The organism is Cedecea lapagei, from assembly GCF_900635955.1.
Classification (GTDB): Bacteria; Pseudomonadota; Gammaproteobacteria; order Enterobacterales; family Enterobacteriaceae; genus Cedecea; species Cedecea lapagei.
On record NZ_LR134201.1, the window covers coordinates 4,399,731 to 4,424,958 of the forward strand.

General features: G+C 55.4%; 25 protein-coding genes. 6 read left to right on the forward strand and 19 right to left on the reverse strand.

All coding sequences use genetic code 11. The annotated features are described in order from the left end of the window. The first annotated feature begins 16 nt into the window (after window positions 1–16). Both fadB and fadA read left to right on the forward strand, forming a co-directional pair. The gene (fadB, locus tag EL098_RS21345; protein WP_126357990.1) at window positions 17–2,206 is read left to right on the forward strand and encodes a fatty acid oxidation complex subunit alpha FadB; all 2,190 of its coding nucleotides are present in this window, start codon (window positions 17–19) and stop codon (window positions 2,204–2,206) included. Between the two features lie 9 nt (window positions 2,207–2,215). Then, on the forward strand, window positions 2,216–3,379 hold the full coding sequence (gene fadA / locus EL098_RS21350) for an acetyl-CoA C-acyltransferase FadA (protein ID WP_126357991.1): 1,164 nt from the start codon (window positions 2,216–2,218) through the stop codon (window positions 3,377–3,379). 114 nt (window positions 3,380–3,493) lie between these two features. Here fadA and fre read toward each other — a convergent pair whose 3' ends face one another. Together fre and ubiD are read right to left on the reverse strand one after the other, a co-directional pair. Beyond that, complete coding sequence (fre, locus tag EL098_RS21355; protein ID WP_126357992.1) at window positions 3,494–4,195, reverse strand: NAD(P)H-flavin reductase; 702 nt, start codon at window positions 4,193–4,195, stop codon at window positions 3,494–3,496. Between the two features lie 47 nt (window positions 4,196–4,242). Continuing rightward, on the reverse strand, window positions 4,243–5,736 hold the full coding sequence (gene ubiD, locus EL098_RS21360; protein ID WP_126358525.1) for a 4-hydroxy-3-polyprenylbenzoate decarboxylase: 1,494 nt from the start codon (window positions 5,734–5,736) through the stop codon (window positions 4,243–4,245). Between the two features lie 179 nt (window positions 5,737–5,915). Here ubiD and rfaH point away from each other — a divergent pair, with 179 nt between their 5' ends. Beyond that, window positions 5,916–6,404 (forward strand): transcription/translation regulatory transformer protein RfaH, encoded by a 489-nt coding sequence (gene rfaH / locus EL098_RS21365; protein ID WP_126357993.1) that lies wholly within the window; start codon window positions 5,916–5,918, stop codon window positions 6,402–6,404. A gap of 46 nt (window positions 6,405–6,450) precedes the next feature. Here the strand turns inward: rfaH and hemB are convergent, their stop codons facing one another. The 10 genes from hemB to udp form a co-directional block, all read right to left on the reverse strand. Next, a complete protein-coding gene (gene hemB / locus EL098_RS21370) occupies window positions 6,451–7,473 on the reverse strand; it encodes a porphobilinogen synthase (RefSeq protein ID WP_126357994.1) in 1,023 nt (340 codons plus the stop codon). Beyond that, window positions 7,473–8,270 carry a 3'-5' ssDNA/RNA exonuclease TatD gene (gene tatD / locus EL098_RS21375; RefSeq protein ID WP_126357995.1) on the reverse strand — a complete coding sequence of 266 codons (798 nt, stop codon included), beginning with the start codon at window positions 8,268–8,270 and terminating at the stop codon, window positions 7,473–7,475. The genes hemB and tatD overlap by 1 nt, the downstream gene beginning before the upstream one ends. Window positions 8,271–8,313: 43 nt before the next feature. Then, entirely contained in the window at window positions 8,314–9,096 is a 783-nt protein-coding gene (gene tatC, locus EL098_RS21380) for a Sec-independent protein translocase subunit TatC (protein ID WP_126357996.1), read from the reverse strand. A gap of 2 nt (window positions 9,097–9,098) precedes the next feature. Beyond that, window positions 9,099–9,644 (reverse strand): Sec-independent protein translocase protein TatB, encoded by a 546-nt coding sequence (tatB, locus tag EL098_RS21385; protein WP_126357997.1) that lies wholly within the window; start codon window positions 9,642–9,644, stop codon window positions 9,099–9,101. A gap of 3 nt (window positions 9,645–9,647) precedes the next feature. Beyond that, window positions 9,648–9,902, reverse strand: coding sequence for a Sec-independent protein translocase subunit TatA (tatA, locus tag EL098_RS21390; protein WP_126357998.1), 255 nt, complete (start codon window positions 9,900–9,902; stop codon window positions 9,648–9,650). Between the two features lie 77 nt (window positions 9,903–9,979). Continuing rightward, a complete protein-coding gene (gene ubiB, locus EL098_RS21395; RefSeq protein ID WP_126357999.1) occupies window positions 9,980–11,620 on the reverse strand; it encodes a ubiquinone biosynthesis regulatory protein kinase UbiB in 1,641 nt (546 codons plus the stop codon). Next, a complete protein-coding gene (gene ubiJ / locus EL098_RS21400) occupies window positions 11,617–12,222 on the reverse strand; it encodes a ubiquinone biosynthesis protein UbiJ (RefSeq protein WP_126358000.1) in 606 nt (201 codons plus the stop codon). The genes ubiB and ubiJ overlap by 4 nt, the downstream gene beginning before the upstream one ends. Before the next feature lie 13 nt (window positions 12,223–12,235). Beyond that, window positions 12,236–13,006, reverse strand: a complete 771-nt coding sequence (gene ubiE / locus EL098_RS21405) for a bifunctional demethylmenaquinone methyltransferase/2-methoxy-6-polyprenyl-1,4-benzoquinol methylase UbiE (RefSeq protein WP_126358001.1) — start codon at window positions 13,004–13,006, stop codon at window positions 12,236–12,238. Between the two features lie 89 nt (window positions 13,007–13,095). Then, entirely contained in the window at window positions 13,096–14,529 is a 1,434-nt protein-coding gene (rmuC, locus tag EL098_RS21410; RefSeq protein WP_126358002.1) for a DNA recombination protein RmuC, read from the reverse strand. A 142-nt stretch (window positions 14,530–14,671) separates the two neighbouring features. Next, window positions 14,672–15,433, reverse strand: coding sequence for a uridine phosphorylase (gene udp / locus EL098_RS21415; RefSeq protein ID WP_008455474.1), 762 nt, complete (start codon window positions 15,431–15,433; stop codon window positions 14,672–14,674). A 254-nt stretch (window positions 15,434–15,687) separates the two neighbouring features. On the opposite strand from udp, the gene EL098_RS21420 reads away from it, so the two are divergent. Then, window positions 15,688–16,515 carry a dienelactone hydrolase family protein gene (locus EL098_RS21420; protein ID WP_126358003.1) on the forward strand — a complete coding sequence of 276 codons (828 nt, stop codon included), beginning with the start codon at window positions 15,688–15,690 and terminating at the stop codon, window positions 16,513–16,515. Window positions 16,516–16,582: 67 nt separating this feature from the next. On the opposite strand, the gene EL098_RS21425 is transcribed toward EL098_RS21420, so the two are convergent. From EL098_RS21425 to metE, 3 genes are all read right to left on the reverse strand, one after another. Continuing rightward, entirely contained in the window at window positions 16,583–16,864 is a 282-nt protein-coding gene (locus EL098_RS21425) for a hypothetical protein (RefSeq protein ID WP_232012261.1), read from the reverse strand. Between the two features lies 1 nt (window position 16,865). After that, window positions 16,866–17,444 carry a peptidoglycan-binding domain-containing protein gene (locus EL098_RS21430; protein ID WP_232012262.1) on the reverse strand — a complete coding sequence of 193 codons (579 nt, stop codon included), beginning with the start codon at window positions 17,442–17,444 and terminating at the stop codon, window positions 16,866–16,868. 217 nt (window positions 17,445–17,661) lie between these two features. Beyond that, entirely contained in the window at window positions 17,662–19,923 is a 2,262-nt protein-coding gene (gene metE, locus EL098_RS21435; RefSeq protein ID WP_126358005.1) for a 5-methyltetrahydropteroyltriglutamate--homocysteine S-methyltransferase, read from the reverse strand. A 116-nt stretch (window positions 19,924–20,039) separates the two neighbouring features. On the opposite strand from metE, the gene metR reads away from it, so the two are divergent. Beyond that, window positions 20,040–20,993 carry an HTH-type transcriptional regulator MetR gene (metR, locus tag EL098_RS21440; protein WP_126358006.1) on the forward strand — a complete coding sequence of 318 codons (954 nt, stop codon included), beginning with the start codon at window positions 20,040–20,042 and terminating at the stop codon, window positions 20,991–20,993. On the opposite strand, the gene EL098_RS21445 is transcribed toward metR, so the two are convergent. The 3 genes from EL098_RS21445 to pldB form a co-directional block, all read right to left on the reverse strand. Beyond that, entirely contained in the window at window positions 20,881–21,780 is a 900-nt protein-coding gene (locus EL098_RS21445) for a carboxylate/amino acid/amine transporter (RefSeq protein WP_126358007.1), read from the reverse strand. The genes metR and EL098_RS21445 overlap by 113 nt on opposite strands. Window positions 21,781–21,891: 111 nt before the next feature. Next, window positions 21,892–22,698: a sugar/pyridoxal phosphate phosphatase YigL gene (yigL, locus tag EL098_RS21450; RefSeq protein WP_126358008.1), complete on the reverse strand. Its 807-nt coding sequence runs from the start codon at window positions 22,696–22,698 to the stop codon at window positions 21,892–21,894. 126 nt (window positions 22,699–22,824) lie between these two features. Next, entirely contained in the window at window positions 22,825–23,835 is a 1,011-nt protein-coding gene (gene pldB / locus EL098_RS21455; protein WP_126358009.1) for a lysophospholipase L2, read from the reverse strand. Window positions 23,836–23,935: 100 nt separating this feature from the next. Between pldB and rhtB the strand changes: the two genes are divergently transcribed. Continuing rightward, window positions 23,936–24,556 carry a homoserine/homoserine lactone efflux protein gene (rhtB, locus tag EL098_RS21460; protein WP_126358010.1) on the forward strand — a complete coding sequence of 207 codons (621 nt, stop codon included), beginning with the start codon at window positions 23,936–23,938 and terminating at the stop codon, window positions 24,554–24,556. Here the strand turns inward: rhtB and rhtC are convergent, their stop codons facing one another. Next, window positions 24,557–25,177, reverse strand: a complete 621-nt coding sequence (gene rhtC, locus EL098_RS21465; protein WP_126358011.1) for a threonine export protein RhtC — start codon at window positions 25,175–25,177, stop codon at window positions 24,557–24,559. Window positions 25,178–25,228: the final 51 nt, after the last annotated feature.

The window sequence follows — 25,228 nt, forward strand, 5'->3', positions numbered from 1 at the left end:
GATTCAGGAGACTGACATGCTCTACCAAGGTGAAACCCTACATCTCGACTGGCTGGAAGACGGCATCGCCGAACTGGTGTTTGATGCCCCCGGCTCCGTCAACAAGCTGGATACGGCGACCGTTGCCAGCCTCGGCGAAGCGCTGGCCGTGCTTGAAAAACAGCCCAATCTCAAAGGCCTGCTGCTGAGCTCGAGCAAGTCCGCCTTTATCGTTGGCGCCGACATTACCGAATTCCTGTCGCTGTTCCTGGTGCCCGCTGAACAGCTGACCCATTGGCTGCAGTTTGCCAACAGCGTATTTAACCGCCTGGAAGATCTGCCTGTCCCGACCATCGCCGCCGTGAATGGCTATGCGCTGGGTGGTGGATGCGAATGCGTACTGGCGACGGATTACCGGTTGGCGACAGCGGATGCCCGCATTGGCCTGCCGGAAACCAAATTAGGCATCATGCCCGGCTTCGGCGGTTCCGTTCGCCTGCCTCGCCTGTTGGGTGCCGATAGCGCGCTTGAAATTATTACCGCGGGCAAAGATGTCAGCGCAGCAGAAGCGCAAAAACTGGGGCTGGTTGATGGCGTAGTAAAAACCGAAAAGCTGCGCGACGGTGCGCTGGCGATTCTGCGCCAGGCAATCAAAGGCGAGCTGGACTGGCAGGCTAAACGCGCGCCGAAACTGCAGCCTCTGAAACTGAGCAAAATTGAAGCCGGCATGAGCTTTACCATCGCCAAAGGCATGGTGGCACAGATCGCCGGCAAGCATTATCCAGCCCCGATGACCGCGGTAAAAACGATTGAAGCCGCCGCAGGCCTTGGCCGCGATGAAGCCCTGAAGCTTGAGACCCAAAGCTTTGTGCCGCTGGCTCGCTCCAATGAAGCCCGCGCGCTGGTCGGCATCTTTTTGAACGATCAGTTCGTTAAAGGCAAAGCGAAAAAGCTCACCAAAGATATCGAAACGCCTGAACACGCAGCCGTGCTGGGCGCAGGCATTATGGGCGGCGGCATTGCTTACCAGTCAGCCTGGAAAGGCGTGCCGGTATTAATGAAGGACATCAACGAGAAGTCGCTGGCATTAGGTATTAATGAAGCCAGCAAGCTGCTGAACAAGCAGCTTGAGCGCGGCAAAATTGACGGCATGAAACTGGCTCAGGTTATCTCAACCATTCAGCCGACGCTGGAATATGCCGGGTTTGAGCGCGTAGACGTCGTTGTGGAAGCCGTTGTTGAGAACCCAAAAGTGAAAAAGGCGGTGCTGGCAGAAACCGAAGACAAGGTTCGCCCGGATGCCGTCCTGGCTTCCAACACCTCCACCATTCCTATCAGCGAGCTGGCAAACGTGCTTAAACGCCCGGAAAACTTCTGCGGCATGCACTTCTTTAACCCGGTTCACCGCATGCCGCTGGTTGAAGTCATTCGCGGAGAAAAAACCTCGGACGTCACTATTGCCAAAGTGGTGGCGTGGGCGAGCAAGATGGGCAAAACGCCTATCGTGGTGAACGACTGCCCGGGCTTCTTTGTAAACCGCGTGCTCTTCCCCTACTTCGCAGGCTTTAGCCAGCTGCTGCGCGACGGCGCTGATTTCCGCCAGATTGATAAAGTGATGGAAAAACAGTTCGGCTGGCCGATGGGCCCGGCTTATCTGCTGGATGTGGTCGGGATTGATACCGCTCATCACGCCCAGGCGGTAATGGCCGCCGGCTTCCCACAGCGTATGAGCAAAGATTACCGCGACGCTATCGACGTTCTTTTCGATGCCGGACGCTACGGCCAGAAAACCCAGCAGGGCTTCTACCGCTTTAAAGAAGACAAAAAAGGTAAACCGCGCAAAGAGCAGGACGAGGCTGTCGACGGCCTGCTGGCAGAAGTTAGCCAGCCTAAGCGCAGCTTCAGCGACGAAGAAATTATCGCCCGCATGATGATCCCGATGGTCAACGAAGTCGTTCGCTGCCTCGAAGAAGGCGTGATTGCCAGCCCGGCAGAAGCCGACATGGCGCTGGTTTACGGCCTCGGTTTCCCTCCGTTCCACGGCGGTGCATTCCGCTGGCTGGACACCCTGGGCAGCGCGAAATATTTCGATATGGCGCAGCAGTACCAAAACCTCGGCCCGCTGTATGCCGTGCCTGAAGGCCTGAAGGCCAAAGCATCACGCAATGAGCCGTACTATCCGCCGGTTGAGCCTGCCCGCCCGGCCAGTGACCTGAAAAGCGCCTGAGGAGTGATTATGGAAAAGGTTGTTATCGTTGATGCCATCCGTACGCCGATGGGCCGCTCCAAAGGCGGCGCGTTCCGCAACGTTCGCGCGGAGGATCTGTCTGCGCACCTGATGCGCAGCATTCTGTCCCGTAACCCGGCGCTCGAAGCGGCGGCGCTGGATGATATTTACTGGGGCTGCGTACAGCAGACGCTGGAGCAAGGCTTCAATATTGCACGCAACGCGTCCCTGTTGGCTGAAATCCCTCATTCGGTCCCCGCCACTACGGTGAACCGTCTCTGCGGCTCTTCAATGCAGGCGCTGCACGATGCCGCCCGCATGATCCAAACCGGCGACGCGCATGCCTGCCTGATTGGCGGCGTGGAGCACATGGGCCACGTGCCGATGACCCACGGCATTGACTTCCATCCGGGCCTGAGCCGCAACGTCGCAAAAGCTGCGGGCATGATGGGCCTGACGGCTGAAATGCTCTCCCGCCTGCACGGCATCAGCCGTGAAATGCAGGATCAGTTTGCCGCTCGCTCGCATCAGCGTGCCTGGGCTGCAACGGAAGCCGGTCATTTTAAAGCTGAAATAATGCCGACCAGCGGCCACGATGCCGACGGCGTTCTGAAGCGCTATGACTTCGACGAAGTGATTCGTCCCGAAACCACGGTTGAAGGCCTGGCGGCGCTGAAGCCTGCTTTTGATCCGGTCAACGGGACGGTCACCGCAGGCACCTCGTCAGCGCTGTCCGATGGCGCATCGGCGATGCTGCTGATGAGTGAATCACGCGCCAAAGAGCTGGGCCTGAAAATCCGCGCTCGCGTACGCTCCATGGCCGTCGTCGGCTGCGATCCGTCCATCATGGGTTACGGCCCGGTTCCGGCCTCAAGGCTGGCGCTGAAAAAAGCAGGCCTGACGGCTCAGGATATCGATTTGTTCGAAATGAACGAAGCGTTTGCCGCCCAGATCCTGCCGTGTATTAAAGATCTGGGGCTGATGGATAAGATCGACGAGAAGATCAACCTGAACGGTGGGGCGATCGCCCTGGGCCACCCGCTTGGTTGTTCCGGCTCGCGCATCAGCACCACGCTTATCAACCTGATGGAGCGTCGCGACGCGCAGTTTGGCCTGGCTACGATGTGTATCGGCCTGGGTCAGGGTATCGCAACCGTATTTGAACGCGTTTAATAAAAAACTGAGTTTAGTTGCCGTGTTTCCCGCCTGTCAGGGGCGGGTTTTTTATTGCTTAAGAATAAAAAAAACCACCGACGATACGGTGGCTTCTTCTGACGACGTCGAGCCTTAGATAAAGGAGAACGCGTCGCCGAACATATGATCCACCAGCGCACCGCGCTCATTGCAGAAAAGCTCACGGGCGATTTTCGCCATTTCGAAACGGCCTGCGATGTAAATATCGTGCCCGCTCAGTGAACTGTAATCCTGCATAACGGCGGTCAGTACTGTCCCACTGCGACCACGCCAGCCCTCTTCCGGCTGCTCAACCACGGCTTCAACACGCAGGTTTTGGTGCTGCAGAGTCAGTCCTTCAAGCTCGGCCAGATCGTAGAGGTGTTTCTCTTCGCGACCGCCCCAGTAAATGGCAATTTCGCGCTGCGGATTACGCGCCAGCGCCGTCAGCAGAATAGAACGTACGTAAGAGAAGCCTGTTCCCCCGGCAATCAGAATGAGCGGACGGTCTTCATCTTCGCGCAGCCACGCATCGCCGTGCGGCATATCAACCACTATTTCCTGCTCTTTCAGAATACGGTCCATGACCGCCATAGCATACAGATTGAGCTCCGAAGCACCGATGTGCAGCTCAATGAACTCGTGTTCGCTCGGCGTGGATGCCATAGAGAACGGGCGCTTATCCCGCTCGTCCATCACCACCATCAAATACTGCCCGGCCTGGAATGAGAAATCGCCTTCCGGCAGCAATCGAACGCGATACACCGTGTCGGTTATCGCTTCTACCGAGTTCACTTTACAGCTTAAGGTTGTCATGCGTTCCCTCTGTCGGGTCAATAATGCTAAACCGTAAAGGTCGCCGCTCAGGCGCCTTTGTCGTTATCAAAAATAGCCAGTTCATCCCAGATTGCATCAATACGCGCGCATACTTCAGCATCTTTCTTGATTGGGCGCCCCCATTCACGGTGGGTTTCACCCGGCCATTTATTGGTGGCGTCCAGTCCCATTTTAGAGCCCAACCCGGAAACCGGGGAGGCAAAATCCAGATAGTCTATCGGCGTGTTATCCACCAGTACCGTATCACGGGAGGGATCCATTCGAGTAGTGATCGCCCAGATAACATCATTCCAGTCACGCGCATTCACGTCGTCATCGCACACGATAACAAACTTGGTGTACATAAACTGGCGCAGGAACGACCAGACGCCCATCATCACCCGCTTGGCGTGCCCAGCATACTGTTTTTTGATCGTCACTACAGCCAGTCGATAGGAACATCCTTCCGGTGGCAGGTAGAAATCAATAATTTCCGGGAACTGCTTTTGCAGGATCGGCACCAGCACTTCATTGAGCGCAACGCCAAGAACGGCAGGCTCATCCGGCGGACGTCCCGTGTAGGTGGAATGATAAATCGCATCCTGCCGCTGGGTAACGTGAGTCACGGTAAACACCGGGAAGTTGTCGACTTCATTGTAGTAACCGGTGTGGTCGCCGTAAGGACCTTCCGGCGCCATTTCGCCTGACTCAATGTAACCTTCGAGCACAATTTCCGCGCTCGCGGGCACCTCAAGATCGTTGGAAATACACTTAACAACCTCGGTTTTTGTGCCGCGCAGCAACCCTGCAAAAGCGTATTCAGAAAGCGTGTCCGGTACGGGCGTCACGGCACCAAGAATCGTTGCCGGGTCGGCACCCAGCGCTACAGAAACGGGAAAACGTTCGCCGGGATGCGCCAGGCACCACTCATGGAAGTCAAGAGCACCGCCGCGGTGGGATAACCAGCGCATAATCAGCTTATTCTTGCCAATCAGCTGCTGGCGGTAAATACCCAAATTCTGGCGCTCTTTGTGTGGACCTCGGGTCACCGTTAGTCCCCAGGTAATCAGCGGAGCGACGTCTTCCGGCCAGCAGCGCATAATGGGAATACGGTTCAGGTCGACTTCATCGCCTTCCCACACCTGCTCCTGGCAAGGCGCATTACGCAGGCGTTTGGTGGGCATATTCAGAACTTGTTTAAACTGCGGGAGTTTGTCGAACAGGTCGCGGAACCCTTTTGGCGGCTCCGGCTCCTTGAGGAAAGCCAGCAGTTTTCCGACTTCACGCAGGGCGGCAACATCTTCCTGCCCCATGCCCATGGCCACGCGCTTTGGCGTTCCAAACAGGTTGCACAGCACCGGCATCCTGTAGCCCTTCGGGTTTTCAAACAGCAACGCCGGACCACCGGCTCGCAGGGTGCGATCGGCAATTTCAGTCATTTCCAGGTTCGGATCGACAGGCAATGTAATACGTTTGAGCTCGCCCTGCTGCTCAAGCAGCGCAAGAAATTCGCGTAGGTCGTGGTATTTCATGCAATTTATCGTGACGTCGGATTTTGCCTTCATTATACGGACTTCACCGCCGCCATGCTGTATTTTTGTTAAATGAGCGTGAAACTGGCCGCCTGCTTCCTCCTTCAGCCAGGTTATACTGTCGCTGTCTATCTCTGCACAAGACGTTTTGTTATTCTGACGCGCTTAAGCGGGCGAAAAGAGAAATTATGCAATCCTGGTATCTTCTGTACTGTAAACGTGGGCAATTGCTGCGCGCAAAAGAGCATCTTGAACGCCAGGCGGTAAATTGCCTTACGCCGATGATCACGCTCGAGAAAATGGTGCGTGGCAAGAGAACTGCGGTCAGTGAACCTTTATTCCCGAACTATATGTTTGTCGAATTCGATCCGGAGTCTATCCATACCACCACGGTCCATTCCACCCGGGGCGTCAGCCATTTTGTGCGCTTTGGGGCGCAACCTGCTACGGTGCCGGAAAAAGTGATTGATGAGCTGATGCACTATCAGACCGGGGATATCACCGATCCGGAGACGCCTTATGCCGGCGATACCGTGGTGATTACCGAAGGGGCTTTCGAAGGGTTACAGGCAATTTTTGCCGAGCCGGACGGTGAAGCCCGCTCGATGTTGCTGCTGAACTTATTGAATAAGCAGGTGCGGCAAAGCGTCAGGAATACCGACTTCCGTAAGGTTTAATGCACAAAGGCCAGCAAATGCTGGCCTTTTTGTCACTGCGCGGCAACTAGCGCTGCATCTGCTCGTCGTGCAACCACTGGGCAACACGTTTTGAGAAGTACGTCAGCACGCCATCGGCTCCGGCACGCTTGAAGCACAGCAAAGATTCCATAATTGCCGGTTTTTCGGCGAGCCAGCCGTTCTGAATCGCCGCCATGTGCATGGCGTATTCCCCAGAGACCTGATAGGCGAAGGTCGGCACGCCAAAGGTATCTTTCACGCGGCGCACAACGTCGAGGTAAGGCATCCCCGGTTTTACCATCACCATGTCGGCCCCTTCCTGCAGATCCTGCGCCACTTCCTGCAGCGCTTCATCGCTGTTGGCTGGATCCATCTGGTAGGTTTTCTTGTTGCCGCCTTTCAGGTTACCGGAGGAGCCAATCGCGTCACGGAAAGGCCCGTAGTAGCAGGAAGCATATTTCGCCGCGTAAGACATGATCTGGGTATTCACAAACCCATCGGCTTCCAGCCGATCCCGAATAGAGCCGATACGCCCATCCATCATGTCGCTAGGTGCCAGGATCTCTGCCCCAGCTTCGGCATGGGAAAGCGCCTGGCGAACCAGAATCTCGCGGGTGACGTCGTTAATCACATAACCATCAGCATCGATCACGCCGTCCTGCCCGTGGGTGGTATACGGATCCAGCGCGACGTCAGTCAGCAGCCCAAGCTCAGGCACGGCATCTTTCAGCGCACGCACGGCACGCTGCACCAGCCCGTTTGGGTTGTACGCTTCTTCCGCATGCAGCGATTTCCCATCGCCTTCGATAACCGGGAACAAGGAGAGCACCGGCACCCCCAGCTTCGCCACAGCCTCTGCTTCTTTCAGTAGCTGATCGATCGTCAGGCGATAAACACCCGGCATTGACGGCACTTCCTGCTGCTGGTTGTGGCCTTCCATGACAAATACAGGATAGATAAGGTCGTTAACCGTCAGCTGGTTCTCAGCCACAAGGCGACGACTGAAGTCATGGCGGCGTACGCGACGCATACGGCGACCGGGAAACGTACCGGGAAATGCATAGCTCATTAAAATTTCTCCTGATTAAAACCCAGTCGGAATAACCGACGAGCGTTGTCATCTGTTACCCGCGCAAGCCAGGCCGGGTCTTCGCCGCGCCATTCGGCTACCTTATTGAGGATATGGGGCAGGTAACAGGGTTCGTTGCGGCGGGACGCAGGTTTTGGTTGTAGATCCCGGGGCAACAAATAGGGAGCATCAGTTTCCAGCAGCAGCTGCTGAGCCGGGATGACCGGCAGCAACTCTCGCAGGGCCAGACCACGACGCTCATCGCAAACCCAGCCAGTAATGCCGATAAACAGGCCTCGTAGCAGGCAATCACGCGCTTCGGCTTCGGTACCGGTGAAGCAGTGCAGCACCACGCCGGGCAGCTGATCCAGCCAAGGGTCCAGCAGCGCCAGAAAACGCTCGTGGGCGTCACGGCAGTGCAAAAATACCGGCATCATCAGCTCGGCGGCCAACGCCAACTGCTCGGTAAAAGCGCGCTCCTGCTCGGCAGGCGTGGAAAAGTTACGGTTAAAATCCAGGCCGCACTCGCCTATGGCGACAACCTGAGGTGCGGTGGCTAACTTACGGATGGCGGCGGCCGTTGTCTCATTCCACTGGCTGGCATTGTGCGGATGCACCCCCGCCGTGGACCAGCAGTTATCATATTGCTGCGCCATAATCAGCGCCTGTTCACTTTCGTGGAGGTTGGTACCGGTCAACATCATGCCGCTCAGGCCAGCCTGCCACGCACGCGTGACCACTTCCGCATGGTCTTTCGCAAATTGCGAACTGGTTAGATTTACGCCAATATCAAACATCTCACCCTCCAAACGACAACCGCCCCTGAGGGCGGTTATTGAGTTACTGCTCTTTTTCAGAGCGCTCTTCTTCAGACTCCGTTTCGTCTTCTTCATCGCCGTTTCGCCCTTTACCGACGTAGAAGCGGGAGAAGAATACGCCAACCTCAAACAGGCAGTACATCGGCACCGCCAGAAGGGTTTGCGAGAAAACGTCCGGCGGCGTTAACAGCATGCCGACAACAAAAGCGCCCACCAAAATATAAGGACGTTTCTGTTTCAGGGATTCTGGCGTCGTCACCCCCATCCAGCACAGCAGAATAATGGCGACGGGCACTTCAAACGCTACGCCAAAGGCCATAAATAGCGACATCACGAAGTCGAGATATTTCGTGATGTCCGTCGACACCACAACCCCTATTGGCGCGGTTTTCGTCAGGAAACCAAAGGCAAGCGGGAAGACGACGAAGTAAGCAAAAGCGATGCCGATATAAAACAGCAGCGTGCTGGAGAAAAGCAGCGGCATCACCATTTTGCGTTCGTGCTTGTACAGGGCAGGGGCAATAAAGGCCCAAATCTGGTACAGGATAACCGGGGCTGCCAGGAACACCGATACGTAAATGGTTAATTTGATCGGGGTAAAGAACGGCGAGGCGACATCGGTCGCAATCATCGTTGACCCCAACGGCATATGTTTTATCAGCGGCGCAGAGACCACCTGATAAATGTCGTTGGCGAAATAGACCAGCGCCAGGAAAATCACCAGCACGGCGATGATGCTGTTCAGCAGGCGCTTACGCAGCTCAATCAGATGGCTGATGAGCGGTTGGGTATCTTCAACAGCCATGGTTACGATTTTTCACTCGGAGGTTGCGTAGGGGCTGCAGCAGCGGTGGCTTCCGGGAGAGGCTTCACCTGCGACTCAACGGCCGGTTCTACCGCCGCTGGTTCCGACGAAACCGTCTCCGTTGGTACCGCATCTGGCGCACTCGCCTGATGTGCCGCACTCGCTGGCGTCACGCCTTCGTGACTTTGCTGCTCATCCTTCACCAGCGGATTATGGATGGTGTGGGCTTCGTCACTGTTCTTTTCCGCATCGTGCTGGGTATAGGAACGCTTCATCGACTCGGCGGCCTGGCGCAGTTCGTCCATCGACGCCTTAAGTTCAGGCGTCAGATTGTCCATACTGGCTTTCTCGACCTTTTTCAGGCTGTCCTGCAGCTCCTGCAGCTTCAGTTCCTGAGCGAGTTCGTTCTGCACCGTGGTGGCGAGCGAACGCAGCGCACGCACCCAGCCAACAACTGTTTTGACCGCCACCGGTAAGCGCTGTGGACCCAGTACAATCAGGCCAATCACGAACACCAGCAGCAGTTCGCCGAAACCAATGTCGAACACGGCTTATACCTGCTCTTTATCGTTGCTTTTCGCTTCGTCTTTTTTCACGTCGCTCGGTTTTTCAGAGAGGGATTTCGCTGTGAAATCAGCATCCTTCTCACCCTTTTCGTTCTCTTTGCTGTCGTCGTCACTCATGGCTTTCTTGAAGCCCTTAATGGACGCGCCGAGATCTGAACCCAGAGAGCCCAGTTTCTTGGTGCCAAACAATAAAACAACGATAACAGCAATGATTAGCAATTGTGGCCAACTGATGCCCATACCTACTCCCTTATAAAGATGTTAAGGCAATGAGAACCGCTATTATACGGCAATCACCCGTTAATTCCGATTAAAGTTCAGGCAGAGCGCCGCCAGCCGATCAGCCAGACAACGATCCCCCCCGCCATCAGCCAGGCAGGCATAAAGTCCCACTCAGGCTTGTTGATCAGCAGCAGCGTGCCGCTCAGGATGAGCGTGGCGCCAATGCCGAACAGATAGCGCGACTGTCCCTGACGCACGTGATGGAGTTGCAGGTCGCGCTGAATTTTATCAACGCTGTGCTGTAATTGCTTGCCCTGGCGCAAACTGTTGTACACCAGTTCCGGCAATTCCGGCATTTTTTCCACCCAGAAGGGGGCTTTCTCTTTAAAAGCTCGAACCAGGGCAGGAATACCAACCTGATCTTTGATCCAGCTTTCCAGGAAAGGTTTCGCCGTTTTCCACAAATCGAGCTGCGGATAGAGCTGTCGGCCGACCCCTTCGACGTATAAAAGGGTCTTCTGCAGTAAAACCAGCTGTGGCTGAACTTCCATATTGAAACGGCGCGCGGTATTGAACAGGTTCAGCAGCACGTGGCCAAAGGAGATTTCTGCCAGCGGTTTCTCAAAGATAGGTTCACAAACGGTGCGGATCGCAAACTCGAACTCTTCAACGTTAGTGTCTGCCGGCACCCAACCTGAGTCTACGTGCAGCTCAGCCACTTTGCGGTAATCGCGGTTGAAGAAGGCGATAAAGTTTTCTGCCAGGTAGCGCTTGTCGTCTTTGTTCAATGAGCCAACGATACCGCAGTCGATACCAATGTATTTCGGATCTTCCGGGTGCTCATAGCTAACGAAGATATTGCCCGGATGCATGTCGGCATGGAAAAAGCTGTCGCGAAATACCTGCGTAAAGAAGACCTGCACGCCACGTTCGGCAAGCAGCTTCATGTTTGTGCCCTGCGCCTCGAGCGCAACGGTATCGGAGACCGGGATCCCGTAAATCCGCTCCATCACCATCATGTTCTCGCTGCAGTAGTCCGAATAGACTTCAGGCACATACAGCATCGGGCTATTGTCGAAGTTGCGGCGCAGCTGGATAGCGTTGGCGGCCTCACGCAGCAGATTAAGTTCATCTATCAGCGTTTTTTCGTACTCGCGCACCACTTCCATCGGGCGCAAACGACGGCCATCAGGCAGCAGGCGCGGCACCCAGCGGGCAAGGCGATAAATAAGCTTCATATCGGCCTTGATCACCGGCAGGATGTCAGGGCGGATCACCTTAATCACCACTTCTTTACCGCTCTCTTTCAGACGTGCAGTGTGCACCTGAGCGATAGAGGCAGAGGCCAGAGGCTTAATGTCAAAGTCGTCAAACCAGCTCTCGACGGGAATGCCGCCCATCGCCAGTTCAATCTGCTTTTTCGCCAGCTCGCCATCAAAAGGCGCCACTCTGTCCTGCAACATCGCCAGCTGGTCAGCGATGATCGGCGGGAAGAGATCGCGGCGGGTCGACAGCATCTGGCCGAATTTGATCCATACCGGCCCCAGCTCCTGCAAGGCCAGACGCAAACGCTCTCCAAGAGGTTTATCACGGTGGCGGTTTGGCATCCAGAACAGACAACGACGCCAAATGCGCAGCGGCAGCGTCAGGCGAATTTTTGGGATTAGCTCATCGAGACCATAGCTGAGGAAGATACGGACAATGAAATAAAGACGACGAAGTTCTCCTGGCGTCATTTGCCCTCCAGCTTGTCCAGCCGTTCGGAGAACGCATCCACCGAGCGAGCCAGCGCTGCGGTTTCCTCTTCGAACCAGGCGACTTCCAGTGAGCCTGGCGCCACGCGCCACTCTTCGGTAAGCGCTTCGCCCAGGTACTGCTGATTACGGGCAAAACCTTTCTTCAGCAGGTTACCGCCGCGGCGTGCCATTTTACTGAGGCTTTCAGAGGCAATGTCACCAATATAGGGCGCCAGCAATTCAGCAGGGTCAAACTCCGCAAGATCCATCAGCGATGCCAGATTTTGCACAACCTGAATGTCACCCTCAACCTCAAGCTCGCCGCTACGAATTAACGCGGTCAGCTGCTGACGGTCACGCAGCTTAGGCAAGGTACTAATGCGTGTCGTCACGCTGCAGTCCGCCTCACCTTCCCACTGGCTTAATACGTCCAGCTGCTGTTCACTAAACACCAGCACCAGCGGCGAAGAGAACTCCTTCAGGCTAACGCGCAACGTCTTACCCTGCAGGCGCTGACGCGCAGATTTCAGGCTACGGTCACGCCAGAGGAAGGTGTTCAGCACACCTTCAATTCCGGCGGTAATAAGCGGCATAAATGGCATCGCAGCTCCCTGGTTAGAATTTATAACCGCGGTGCAGGGCGACAATCCCACCGGTCATATTGTAAAAGGTGGTGTTTTCAAACCCTGCGTCTTCCATCATCCCTTTTAGCGTCTCCTGATCGGGATGCATACGAATGGACTCCGCCAGATAGCGATAGCTTTCGCCATCCTGCGCCACCATTTCGCCGATACGCGGCAAAATATGGAAGGAGTAAGCATCGTAGGCCTTGTTCAGCGGCTCGAAAATCGGTTTGGAAAACTCCAGCACCAGCAGGCGGCCGCCCGGCTTGAGAACGCGGAACATGGAGCGCAGCGCGGCGTCTTTATCGGTAACGTTACGCAGGCCAAAGGAGATGGTAATGCAGTCGAAGGTGTTGTCCGGGAATGGCAGCGCTTCAGCGTTCGCCTGCACGTAGCTCACATTCCCAACAATGCCGATGTTGCGCAGCTTCTCGCGCCCCATTTTCAGCATAGAATCATTGATGTCCGCCAGCACCACTTCGCCCGTTTCGCCCACCAGGCGAGAGAACTTCGCCGTCAGGTCGCCGGTGCCGCCAGCCAGGTCCAGCACGCGCTGGCCGCGACGCACGCCGCTGCAGTCAATGGTGTAGCGTTTCCACAACCGGTGGATGCCAAACGACATCAGATCGTTCATCACGTCGTATTTTGCCGCAACCGAGTGGAACACGTTCGCCACCATATCGACCTTCTGCTCTTTAGCTACGGTACGGAAGCCAAAGTGCGTTGTTTCCTGGGATCCGGACTCCTGGGATTCATCAACCATCTCAATGCCTGCTTAATCAAGAAAATGTTCGGGAAGTGTAACAGAATGGGCGCGAAAGCCCTATGATCACCGTGCGACAAAAGCTCAGTTCAGCGACCGTCCGCCGAAGGTTGTGGCGCTAATTCATTGAGCTCGTTTATCGGTTCTTCGTTTTCATGGCCCAGCCTCGCCGAGTCATCTTCATCGTCCTGACGAGCGCGCTCGACCCAGTCGGGATTTATCTCGCGTTTCACTTCGACACCCAGCCCGCGAAACGCCTCCGCCTGAACCAGAATGTTTCCGCGCCCTGACGACAGCTTTTTCATCGCCTGGCGATAGTTATCCTGCGCCTTATCGAGACTTTGGCCAATTGCGGACATGTCATCCACAAACAGGCGCATTTTGTCGTACAGCCGCCCCGCACGGTCGGCGATTTGCTGGGCATTACGGCTTTGATGTTCATAGCGCCATAAATTGGCAATGGTACGCAGCGCCACCAGCAGCGTCGTTGGGCTGACCAGCATAATATTGTTTTTCAACGCCTCGCTAATCAGCTCCGGCTGGCGGTCGATTGCCACCAGGAAGGCAGGCTCAACCGGGATGAACATCAGCACATAATCCAGCGAGCGCAGCCCCGGCAGTTGCTGGTAATCCTTACGGCCAAGAAGGCGAATATGGCTGCGGATGGCGGCAATATGATCATTCAGCGCGCTTTCACGCGTGAGATCATCTTCGCCGTTGAAGTAACGCTCATAAGCCACCAGCGTCATTTTTGCATCAATAACAACGTCTTTGCCCTGCGGCAGGCGAACAATGACGTCCGGCTGCATACGGCTGTTGTTTTCAAGCTGGATATTCACCTGGGTCTGATATTCATGGCCTTCGCGCAGGCCAGAAGCTTCGAGCACGCGAGTTAAGACCACTTCGCCCCAGTTACCCTGAGTTTTATTGTCGCCTTTCAGCGCTTTGGTGAGGTTTAGCGCCTCCTGCGCCATTTGGGCGTTAAGCTGCTGTAGGTTGCGGATTTCATGCGTTAGCGTATGGCGTTCTCGCGCCTCCTGGCCAAAACTCTCCTGAACCTGGCGGCGGAAGCCGTCGAGCTGCTCGCGAAGCGGCGAAAGAAGCACATTCAGGCTTTGACGATTCTGCTCTTCCACCTTACGCCCGCTCTGCTCAAAAATACGGTTTGCCAGATTCTCAAACTGCTCGTTCAGGCGCTGCTCGCTGTTGAGCATTTGACGGTGCTTATCTTCGGCGCTGAGCCGGGTTTGCTCCAGCAGCGTCGTCAGTTCACGGATATCCGCTTCCTGCCCGCTGTTGATTTCCATCTGGGCGCGGACTTCACGGTTAAGCTGCTCGCACTCTTCCCGCCAGTGCTGGCTTTGCTGAAGCTCCTGACGCGCGGCGGCAAGTTCTCCGTAAATTTCACGCTGTTCCTCATGCAAAGCTGCCAGCCGCTGAGCCCCACGCAGGCTGGCGATAAGCCAACCGGTCAGTAAACCCACCAGCGCAGTGCCCAGCCCAAACAACAGTGAAATATCCATGCTTCCCCCAAAACAATGCCCTCAGCGGCAAGATAAAATTCTGCTGTATAAATGTCCAGATGAAAAGGGATTTTCCGGAAGGCGCTGCGCAAAGCATAAAAAAAGCCGGCGAGCGCCGGCTTCGAATTGAAAACGGGGAAAACTACAGCAGGCGACGGGCCGCCTCGACCACGATTTTCACCGCGTGGCTTTCCGTTTTCTTCATGGTTTCCGCATTCGGGATCTCTTGCTGAGTACGGTTCACGATAACCCCGGCAACCATACCCGCACGCAGGCCCTGGCTGGAGCACATGGTCAACAGAGTAGCGGACTCCATTTCATAGTTCATCACGCCCATCTCCTGCCACTCTTTCATCGACCCCTTGAAGCGGCTGACAACGCGGCCTGACAGCGTGTCGTAACGCTCCTGCCCAGGGTAGAAAGTGTCTGAAGAAGCGGTCACGCCGATATGGGTCGTTGCGCCTACGGCTTTTGCCGCTTCAACCAGCGCAGTGGTACAAGCGAAGTCAGCCACAGCCGGGTATTCCATTGGCGCAAAGTGCAGGCTGGCACCGTCAAGGCGAACGGAAGCCGTCGTCACCAGCACGTCGCCGACGTTGATATTTGGCTGAATGGCGCCGGTAGTCCCAACGCGCAGGAAAGTGCGGATGCCAAGCTGCGCCAGCTCTTCAACGGCAATTGAAGTGGACGGGCCGCCGATACCGGTAGAACAGATAATAACCGGCTTGCCGTCCAGTTCGGCGCGCCAGGAGGTGAATTCACGGTGGGAAGCCAGCTTAACCGGCTTGTCCATCAGCGCGGCGATTTTTTCCACACGCTCAGGATCGCCGGGGACGATAGCGAGCGTAGCCCCTTGCAGATCGTTTTTAGTGAGGCCGAGATGGAAAACATCAGACTTGGACATAACAGACTCCTCTGTTCAGTAGGTTTCAGGAGAAGCAAAGCGGTACTTTACAGAACCCCTAAGCATAATTTCGTGATGGCGCTCACTTTGAATGAAACAATTTACATTGTCTGCATTAACAAAAGTGACATAAATCACACAATAGAATTGGTCGGACTGTTTTTTGAACTGCATCGGCGTTTTTTGCCCGCCGGATTTGCTACTAATCCTGGCTATAGTTATCACACTGCGCTAATGCTGGTTTGGAGAAAACCATGAAACAAAAGCAAACAACACATAACTCACCTGGCGAAGGCTTCGCACCGGCGGCCTCACCCATCGCTCCCACCGTCGTATTAACACCGGACGATGCCATTGTTTCCGGGGAAACCTCTATTCCAAGCCAGGGCGAAAATATGCCGGCTTACCATGCCAGGCCAAAACATGTAGATGGACCGCTCCCTGTGGTTATCGTCATTCAGGAAATTTTTGGGGTGCATGAACACATCCGCGATCTGTGCCGTCGGCTGGCGCTTGAGGGTTATCTGGCTATTGCACCTGAACTCTATTTTCGTCAGGGGGAGCCCGGAGACTTCGCCGATATTCCAACATTGCTGAGCGGCCTGGTTTCAAAAGTCCCGGACAGTCAGGTGCTGGGCGATCTTGACCACGTTGCCAGTTGGGCTTCGCGCAACGGCGGCGATGCGCACCGCCTGATGGTGACCGGTTTTTGCTGGGGTGGCCGCATTGCCTGGCTGTATGCCGCGCACAACCCGCAGCTTAAAGCCGCGGTGGCCTGGTACGGCAGGCTGGTAGGCGACAAAACATTGAACTCTCCTCATCATCCGGTGGATATCGCCGTCAATCTGAATGCGCCGGTGCTCGGCCTGTATGGCGGTCAGGATACGGGCATTTCTCAGGAGAGCGTCGAGACGATGCGCCAGGCGCTGCGGGCAGCAAATGCAAACGCGGAAATCATTGTCTACCCGGAAGCCGGACATGCTTTTAACGCAGATTATCGCCCGAGCTATCATGAAGAGTCGGCCAAAGACGGCTGGGAAAGGATGCTGGCGTGGTTTAAGCGGTATGGCGTGAGGAAGTGAAGCAGTTTGATACCTAACCTGCATACAACGGCGGGCAGTCTGTCGCTGCCCGTCGTAACACCGGAATCTAAAAGTCGTATTCGTTAATCACGTCAAGAATACTTTTTTCATGATGATAGCGAGTTCTTAAAGCATCCTGCTGCGCTTTCGCCTTGCCACAGATAACATTAACCTGCTTTTCAATATCCTTTTGCTGCCCTTTTGGTAAATCAGAATCCCATTCGCCTGATAAATGCTGGCAATCATCCGCATTTATCAGAAACTCAGTAACATCTTTTGGATATTTATCCGCAGCCTGAGCGCAGGAAACCAAAAAGAATAGCGAACAAAAAATCAGGCTTTTATTCATTTTATCGACCATCCGTTGACCAATGAGGTTTATCTTTAGCACCGCCGTGATATTTTATCACATCAAAGCTTTTCCCCACTTCATGTAATTGAGTATTCATGCCATCACGGGGCATTGTTTTGATAATAGTAGTCTCGCCTTTATTATCCTTTATTTCCAGATTGCCCATCCACGACAGCGTCATATCAATGGCATTGCCTTCCGTATGTCGACTTTTCAACGCCGGTGCCACATTGAGATTAGACATCCCATAGACGCGAACCATCGCTTTTGCCGCATTGATACTTTTGCTTCTGTCTGGTTTTCCATCCGCGCCTTTATGCACCCACTCAATATTGACACCCGATTTTTCAGGAATATTGGCTGGCTCAACCAATCCTCGCGCCAGCTTCCAGCACCAGTGCATTAAATATGCCCTTTCCGGCGGGCGTAATGTCGCCGAAATGGTTATCCTGACGCCAGCATCTTTAAGACTTTTCAAAAAGCCATCAACATTCCCCCGGAATATTGGACTTAAGGTTTGCGTGTCACTGCTTCCCTGAAATTGACTGACCCAGCTTTCACCGCTTAGCTGCTTCATAAGTATCCTTTTATTTCACAAAACACGACAAACTGCGCTGTAAGCTTTTCAAGAAAAAATTCAGCGTGACAAGGTGAATATGGGAGAAAGAAAGACTTTCAGAAAAAGGTAAAGGCAATATTCCCGGTATCTGCACAAATGAACAATGAGAAAGATGAAAGAGAGTAAGTTTGAATATGTAAAAAGAAACGGAGGCTTTTGCCTCCGTTGACTAGCCTCAAGCGCTACGCAGATTCTGCGCCGCTTGCACCATGTTTGCCAGCGCCGCACGGGTTTCTGGCCAGCCGCGGGTTTTCAGGCCGCAGTCCGGGTTAACCCACAGGCGTTCTGCCGGAACGGATTCCGCCGCTTTCTTCAGTAGCGCTTCAATCCACTCCACATCCGGAACGTTTGGGGAGTGAATGTCATACACGCCAGGCCCGATTTCGTTCGGATATTCGAACTCTTTAAACGACTCGAGCAGATCCATATCGGAACGAGAAGTCTCGATGGTTATCACGTCTGCATCCAGCGCCGCGATAGAGTCCATGATGTCGTTGAACTCGCAGTAACACATATGGGTGTGGATTTGGGTGTCGTCACGCACTACGGCGGCGTTCAGGCGGAAAGCTTCAACGCCCCACTCCAGATAAGCCTGCCAGTCGGACTGACGCAGCGGTAAGCCTTCACGCAGAGCGGGCTCATCGATCTGGATGATGCCGATGCCTACCGCTTCCAGATCGGCCACTTCGTCACGCAGAGCCAGCGCAATCTGCTTCGCGATAGTCTCACGGGAAACATCTTCACGCGGGAACGACCAGCAAAGAATAGTTACCGGGCCTGTCAGCATGCCTTTAACCGGTTTGTCGGTCAGAGACTGTGCGTACTTCGCCCACTCAACGGTAATTGGCTCAGGGCGGCTGATATCGCCGATAACAATCGGTGGCTTAACGCAGCGGGAGCCGTAGCTCTGCACCCAGCCGTTCTGAGTAAATACGAAGCCGTCCAGATGCTCGCCGAAGTACTCAACCATGTCGTTACGCTCGGCTTCGCCGTGCACCAGCACGTCCAGGCCCAGGCGCTCCTGCTCGACAATCGCCTGCTTAATATGTTCGGCAATACCGGTACGGTAGTGGTTAGCGTCCAGCTTGCCTTTCTTGAAGTCCAGACGCAGGCCGCGGATCTCGGTGGTTTGCGGGAAAGAGCCGATGGTCGTCGTTGGCCACGCCGGCAGGTTAAAGCGTTCACGCTGCGCCGCCGCACGCGCGGTATAGGCGCTGTGTCGCTGGCTGTCCTTAGCCGTAATTTTTGCAAGGCGTTCACCCACGGCGGCGTTATGCACGCGCTTAGAGTGACGGCGAGCCTGAATAGGCGCGCTCCATTCGACAAGCTTCGCGGTATCACCGCTGTTCAACGCTTCGGTCAGCAGAGACAGCTCGGCACACTTCTGCAGGGCGAAGGCAAACCAGCTTTTCACTTCTGCATCGAGGCGAGTCTCTACGCTAAGGTCGATTGGGCTGTGCAGCAGGGAGCAGGAAGAGGCCACCCACAGGTCACGTTTACCCACCAGGTCTCTCAGCTGAGCGTATTTTTCCGTCAGGTCGGCACGCCAGACGTTACGACCGTTTATCACGCCCGCAGACAGCAGCCAGCTGGCAGGCAGTTTCTGATGGATCTCTTGCACATCATCTTTACCATGCACAAAGTCTACATGCAGGCCCTGAACCGGCAGCGCGGTGATGGTATCCAGATTTGGTCCCACGCCTTCGAAGTAGGTAGTGAGCAGCAGTTTCACCTGGCCGGTCAGCGCGTCGTAGGCCGGTTTGAAGGCATCGAGCCACGCTTTTGGCAGCTCCAGCACCAGCGCAGGCTCGTCGATTTGCACCCACTCAACGCCGCGTTTCGCCAGCTCCGCCAGCACCTGCTGGTAGACCGGCAGAATCTCTTTCAGCAGGCTCAGGCGGTCAAACTGCTCGCCCTTCACTTTGCCTAACCACAGGTAAGTCACCGGGCCCAGCAGCACGGGTTTCACCTTGTGGCCCAGCGCCAGGGCTTCATCGACTTCTTCAAGCAGCTGAGTCCAGGTCAGTTTGAACGACTGGCCTTTGGTGAATTCCGGCACCATATAGTGATAGTTAGTGTTAAACCATTTGGTCATTTCAGCGGCGGCGGCGGGTTCACCGGTTGGCGCACGGCCACGGCCAATGCGGAAAAGCGTATCAATATCAACGCTGCCGTCTTTGTTCTGATGACGAGCCGGCACGTTACCAAGCAGCAGGCTGGTGGTCAGAACATGGTCGTACCAGGCGAAGTCGCCCACCGGCAGCAGCTCTACGCCTGCCTGTTTTTGTTGATCCCAGTGGCGGGCACGAAGTTCGCGGCCCACCGCCAGTAATTCTTCGCGGGAGGTGTTCCCTGCCCAGTAGCTTTCCTGTGCTTTTTTTAACTCGCGCTTAAGGCCGACGCGAGGGAACCCCAGGGTGTGATTACGGATTGTCATGGTCTTTCCCCTATTCGTTCGATGTATTTAGACGTCCAGATGTTTACACCGCTATAATCCGCAGGTACTGTATATTCCTCAAGCGCAATTTGTTCATGGCGAAGTGAAGGACTTTCATGATCGAGATTAAACACCTGCGGACGCTGCAAGCGTTACGACACAGCGGTTCGCTGGCCGCTGCGGCCGCCGCACTGCATCAGACCCAGTCTGCCCTCTCGCACCAGTTCAGCGATCTGGAGCAGCGGCTCGGCTTTCGCCTGTTTATCCGTAAAAGTCAGCCGCTTCGCTTTACGCCGCAGGGAGAGATCCTGCTGCAGCTTGCCGAACAGGTTTTGCCGCAAATCGGCCGTGCCCTGCAGGCCTGTAATGAGCCGCACCAGACACGCCTGCGTATCGCGATTGAGTGTCACAGCTGCATTCAGTGGCTAACGCCAGCGCTGGAGAATTTCCGCCAGCACTGGCCGCAGGTGGAGATGGACTTTAAGTCGGGCGTGACATTTGATCCGCAGCCTGCGCTGCAGCAGGGTGAACTGGATATTGTCCTGACTTCAGATATCCTGCCGCGCAGTGGGCTGCACTATTCGCCGATGTTTGATTTTGAAGTGCGGCTGGTGATGGCGACCGATCATCCGCTGGCGAAAAAAGAGAGTATTGAACCGGGCGATTTAGCGCCTGAGACGCTGCTTATCTATCCGGTACAGCGCGAGCGCATGGATATCTGGCGTAACTTCTTACAGCCAGCAGGCGTTAGCCCGTCATTGAAAAGCGTTGATAACACGTTACTGCTGATTCAGATGGTAGCGGCACGCATGGGAATTGCCGCGCTGCCGCACTGGGTAGTGGAGAGTTTTGAACACCAGGGTCTGATTGTCACCAGAACCCTGGGTGAAGGTTTATGGAGCCGTCTGTACGCCGCGGTTCGCGATGGCGAACAGCGCCAGCCGGTGACCGAAGCGTTTATTCGCTCGACGCGCCAGCATGCCTGCGACCATTTACCGTTTGTGAAGAACGCGGAGCGACCCAACGTCGATGCACCCACAGCGAGGCCATTATCACCGTTCCCCCAATGATAAAGCTCGGCCAGTGGGGCTGTTCCTGCCAGATAGCCAGGTTTACCAGCAGCCCGGCGGGGACATGTACGTTGTTCATGATGCCGAGCGTGCCGGCATCCACCTGGGTTGCTCCATAGTTCCACATAAAGTAGCCCAGCCCGGAAGCCACGACGCCAAGCCAGATCAGAATCCCCCACTGTAGATGTGTGGTCGGAAGCTTGTGCGGATTACCGAGCGTAAACCAGGCAGCCACGGCGACGATAAACGCCCCCAGATAGAACCAGGAAAACGCGCAGTGCTGCGGCATGGGGTGGGTTTCCATTAAACGCTTGTAGCCCACCATCCCGATGGCGAAGCAGATATTGGCGCCCTGCACCAGCAGCAGGCCGATCCAGAAGTGATCGCTCACTTTGTCATAGCGAATAATCGCCGCACCGATAACCGCCAGCCCGGCGCTCAGCGCATAGCCCCAGCGCAGCTTATTACCGCTAAGCAGATCGTAGATTAGCGTGACATACAGCGGGGTCATCACGGTGAAGAGCAGGAACTCAGATACCGTAAGGTACATGTAGGCGCGGAAGCTAAGGAGGTACATCACGCCCAGCTGCAGCGCCCCCACCAGCATGTACAGCAGCAGAGTCTTTGGCCGGTGGCCCTTAAAACGCAGAAACGGCAGAAATACCAGCGCAGCCAGGCCGACGCGCATCAGCACCGAGAAATAGCTGTCCACATGCCCGGCAAGGTATTCGCCTATCAGGCTAAAAGAGAACGCCCACAGAATGGTGGTAATGATAAGTAATGGCACAATCAGCAATCCGCAACCAACAAGATTGCGCCATTGTACTGAGAGGATGCTACGTCGGCTCAACTATTTAGTTGACGAATGGTTATTAATAGACCACTCGCCGTTTGCCGATCACTCCGCGTTGAGAAAGAGTCTGCGAAGGTAGTGCGGGACAGCGTTATCGGCGTTGGTGCCGATAACCTCGAGATCCGGCAGCAGATCCTTGAGGCGCTGGTGAGCGTTGCCCATGATGCAGCCCTTGCCGGCCATACTCAGCATCTCTGCGTCGTTCATGCCGTCGCCAAAGGCAATGCACTCTTTCAGGCTGTAGCCCATCGCTTTTGCGACCGCTTCCAGCGCATGCCCTTTGGAGACGCCGCCCGCCATGACTTCAAGGCAGGTGAGCGTAGAGAAGCTGACGTTAACGCGGTCACCCCAGCGGGCATTGATTGCCTGCTCCAGCGGCAGCAGCGTGTCATGGTCGTCGCAGGTGAAGAACACTTTGCTGACGCCATCCGCTTCCAGCAGGCCCGGCTCAAACAAGGTATAGCTGAATTTAGCTTCCTGGAAATACTTCATCTCTTCCGGGCGGTGGCGGTTCATAAACCATTCGTCGCCCCGGTAGACATTGGTCACGATGTCCGGATTGTTATGCACCACGCCAAACAGGTCCTGGGCAATATCGTGGTCGAGGTCGTGAGAGAAGAACAGGTTACCGTCGGTATCGTGCACACGAGCCCCGTTCGAGGTGATCATGTACGCCTTAATCTCAAGGTTATCGCGAATTTGCGCCACGTCGATATGATGACGACCCGTAGCAAAGACAAAGTTAACGCCTTCGGCCGTGAGCAGTTTTAACGTTTCTTTCGCATAAGCGGAGAGGAAATGATCGGGAGACAGCAAGGTGCCATCTAAATCTGAAGCAACAACGTGGTACATAGGGACCTCTGGTAATACTCGTCATACTTCAAGTTGTAGGGGTGTTGGCTGCATTCACTTACCCGAATCACTTACTTCAGTAAGCTCATCGGGATAAGCTCTCTGGCCGCCTGGCTACAACTCGAATTATTTAGAGTAAATTAATGAATTATGCCGGTCGAAAAATTCAAGCACGGCAGACAAGGCTCTGGCTCGCATAGCGTCCTTCTCAAACAGGATCTCGTGATACGCGCCTTCAATAACGTAAGGTGTTTCCCCCTCACAAGGGTGGCCCGCCGCGGCCATAATTTCGCAGAAGCGCTGGTGCGCGCGGTTATCGACCACTCGCTCCTCTTCTGCCTGGAGTAAAAAGATCGGCGTGGTGATGGCAGTGGCTCCTGCTAACACCTTTTCTCCGGCGAGGATCCCTTCGCGTACCCAATGGAACGTTGGCCCCCCTACCCGCAATGCTGGCTCATCAGCATAAAAACGCAGGCTACGGCGGTACCGCTCTTCACTGTGGGTCAGGACGTTAACGCTAAACGGCAGTGCGCGCCAGCGGCCCGTCCCCAGAGCGTATCCTTCCCGAATACGCGGATGTCCTTCGGCCCAGTCAAGAATATGGCGCACCATCCACTCCGGCCAGCGTAGCGTAATCCCGAACATCGGCGCGCAAAGTGCGACCGCGTCAAAGGCATCCGGCGCTTGCTGCAGCCATAACGCGGCAATCGCACCGCCCATGGAATGGGCCAGCAGGTAACGTTTACGCCAGGGCCCCGACGCCACTTCCTGCTGGTAAAAGCGGTCAAAATCTTCAACATAGTCGTTAAAATTGACGACGTGCCCACGATGAGTATCCGACAGCATACGCCCCGAACGCCCCTGACCACGGTGGTCGATAATCAGGACATCAAACCCGCTGTGATACAGGTCATAGGCGAGCTCAGCATATTTCACATAGCTTTCTATCCTGCCAGGGCAGACAACAATCACGCGGTCGTGCTGCGGGGAGGAGAAGCGAACGTAGCGAACCGGCACGTCATCCACGCCGTTGAATTCACGCTCTTCCCGCCCGCGCCAGAAGTCCGTTAGCGGACCCGTGGCAAAAGCAGCAAATGCGCCTTCCCGTTCTAACCATCCGTTTTTATGCTGAGACATAGGGGTTGGCATCAGGTATCTGTGGTTTTTTTTGAGCTCATGGAACGCTTATCAACAATAGCGTATTGTGGCATAAAAGTGCGCGTTCAGGGAGTTTCACATGACCTTCGAGTGGTGGTTTACCTATCTGCTGACCACAATCATTCTTAGCCTTTCCCCCGGTTCCGGGGCCATCAATACCATGACCACCGCTATCAGCCACGGCTATCGCGGCGCGGCGGCGTCGATTACCGGGCTGCAAACCGGGCTTGCGCTGCACATCGTGCTGGTGGGCGTCGGTCTCGGCGCGCTGTTCTCACGCTCTCTGCTGGCCTTTGAAGTGCTGAAGTGGGCGGGTGTCGCCTATCTTATCTGGCTGGGGATCCAGCAATGGAGAGCTGCCGGAGCGCTGGATTTGAACACGCTGGCAATCACCCAGCCGCGCAGCAAACTGTTTAAGCGGGCGGTGTTCGTCAACCTGACAAACCCCAAAAGCATCGTGTTTCTTGCCGCCCTGTTCCCGCAGTTTATCGTGCCGCATCAGCCCCAGGCGATGCAGTACGTCGTGCTCGGCGTCACCACGGTGGTGGTGGATATCGTCGTGATGATTGGCTATGCGACGCTGGCAAAACGCATTGCCGCCTGGATCAAAGGGCCGCGCCAGATGAAGGCCATGAATCGGGTCTTCGGGTCGCTGTTTATGCTGGTGGGCGCGCTGCTTGCCGGAGCGCGCCAGGCCTGATTATCGGGAGATGATCAGGTGAATACCAAAACCGGTGAACAGCGCACCCGCCATACCGTCGATCCATTTGGCGAGGCGCTGATAGCCGCGGCGCATTTTCGGTAAGGCAAACAGGCTTGCCACAACGGTGAACCAGGCGAAAGTTTCAATCGCGATCAGTACAAACAGGCCCCAGCGCTCAGCGCTACCGACGTTGTCCCCCACAAACAGCGAGAACACGCTGCCAAAGTAGATAATCGCTTTCGGGTTAGCCAGGTTGGTCAGCAGCCCTTTCAAAAAGCTCTTCCCGCCGCTCGCCAGCTCAACCTTCGGTGACTCTTCGCTTTTGCTCTCTTTTCTGAAGGCACCGCGCAGCATCTGGTAGCCCATCCAGCACAGATACAGGCCACCGCCGACCATGATGATGTTATGCAGCCAGGCCATTTTTTCGAGGATCAGATGCAGGCCAAGCAGCGCTACGCCCGCCCAAACCATGACGCCGGCGGTAATGCCCAGAACGCCCATCATCGCCTCTTTGCGAGAGCGGCTTACGGCTGTCTGGGAAACAAAGAAAAAGTCAGGACCCGGGCTCATCAGGGCAACAATGTGCACCAGCGCCACGGTCAGGAATAACATCAACATAGGGAATAGCTCGCGTGCAGATAATGTGAAGAGTCAGTATCCTGCCACTTT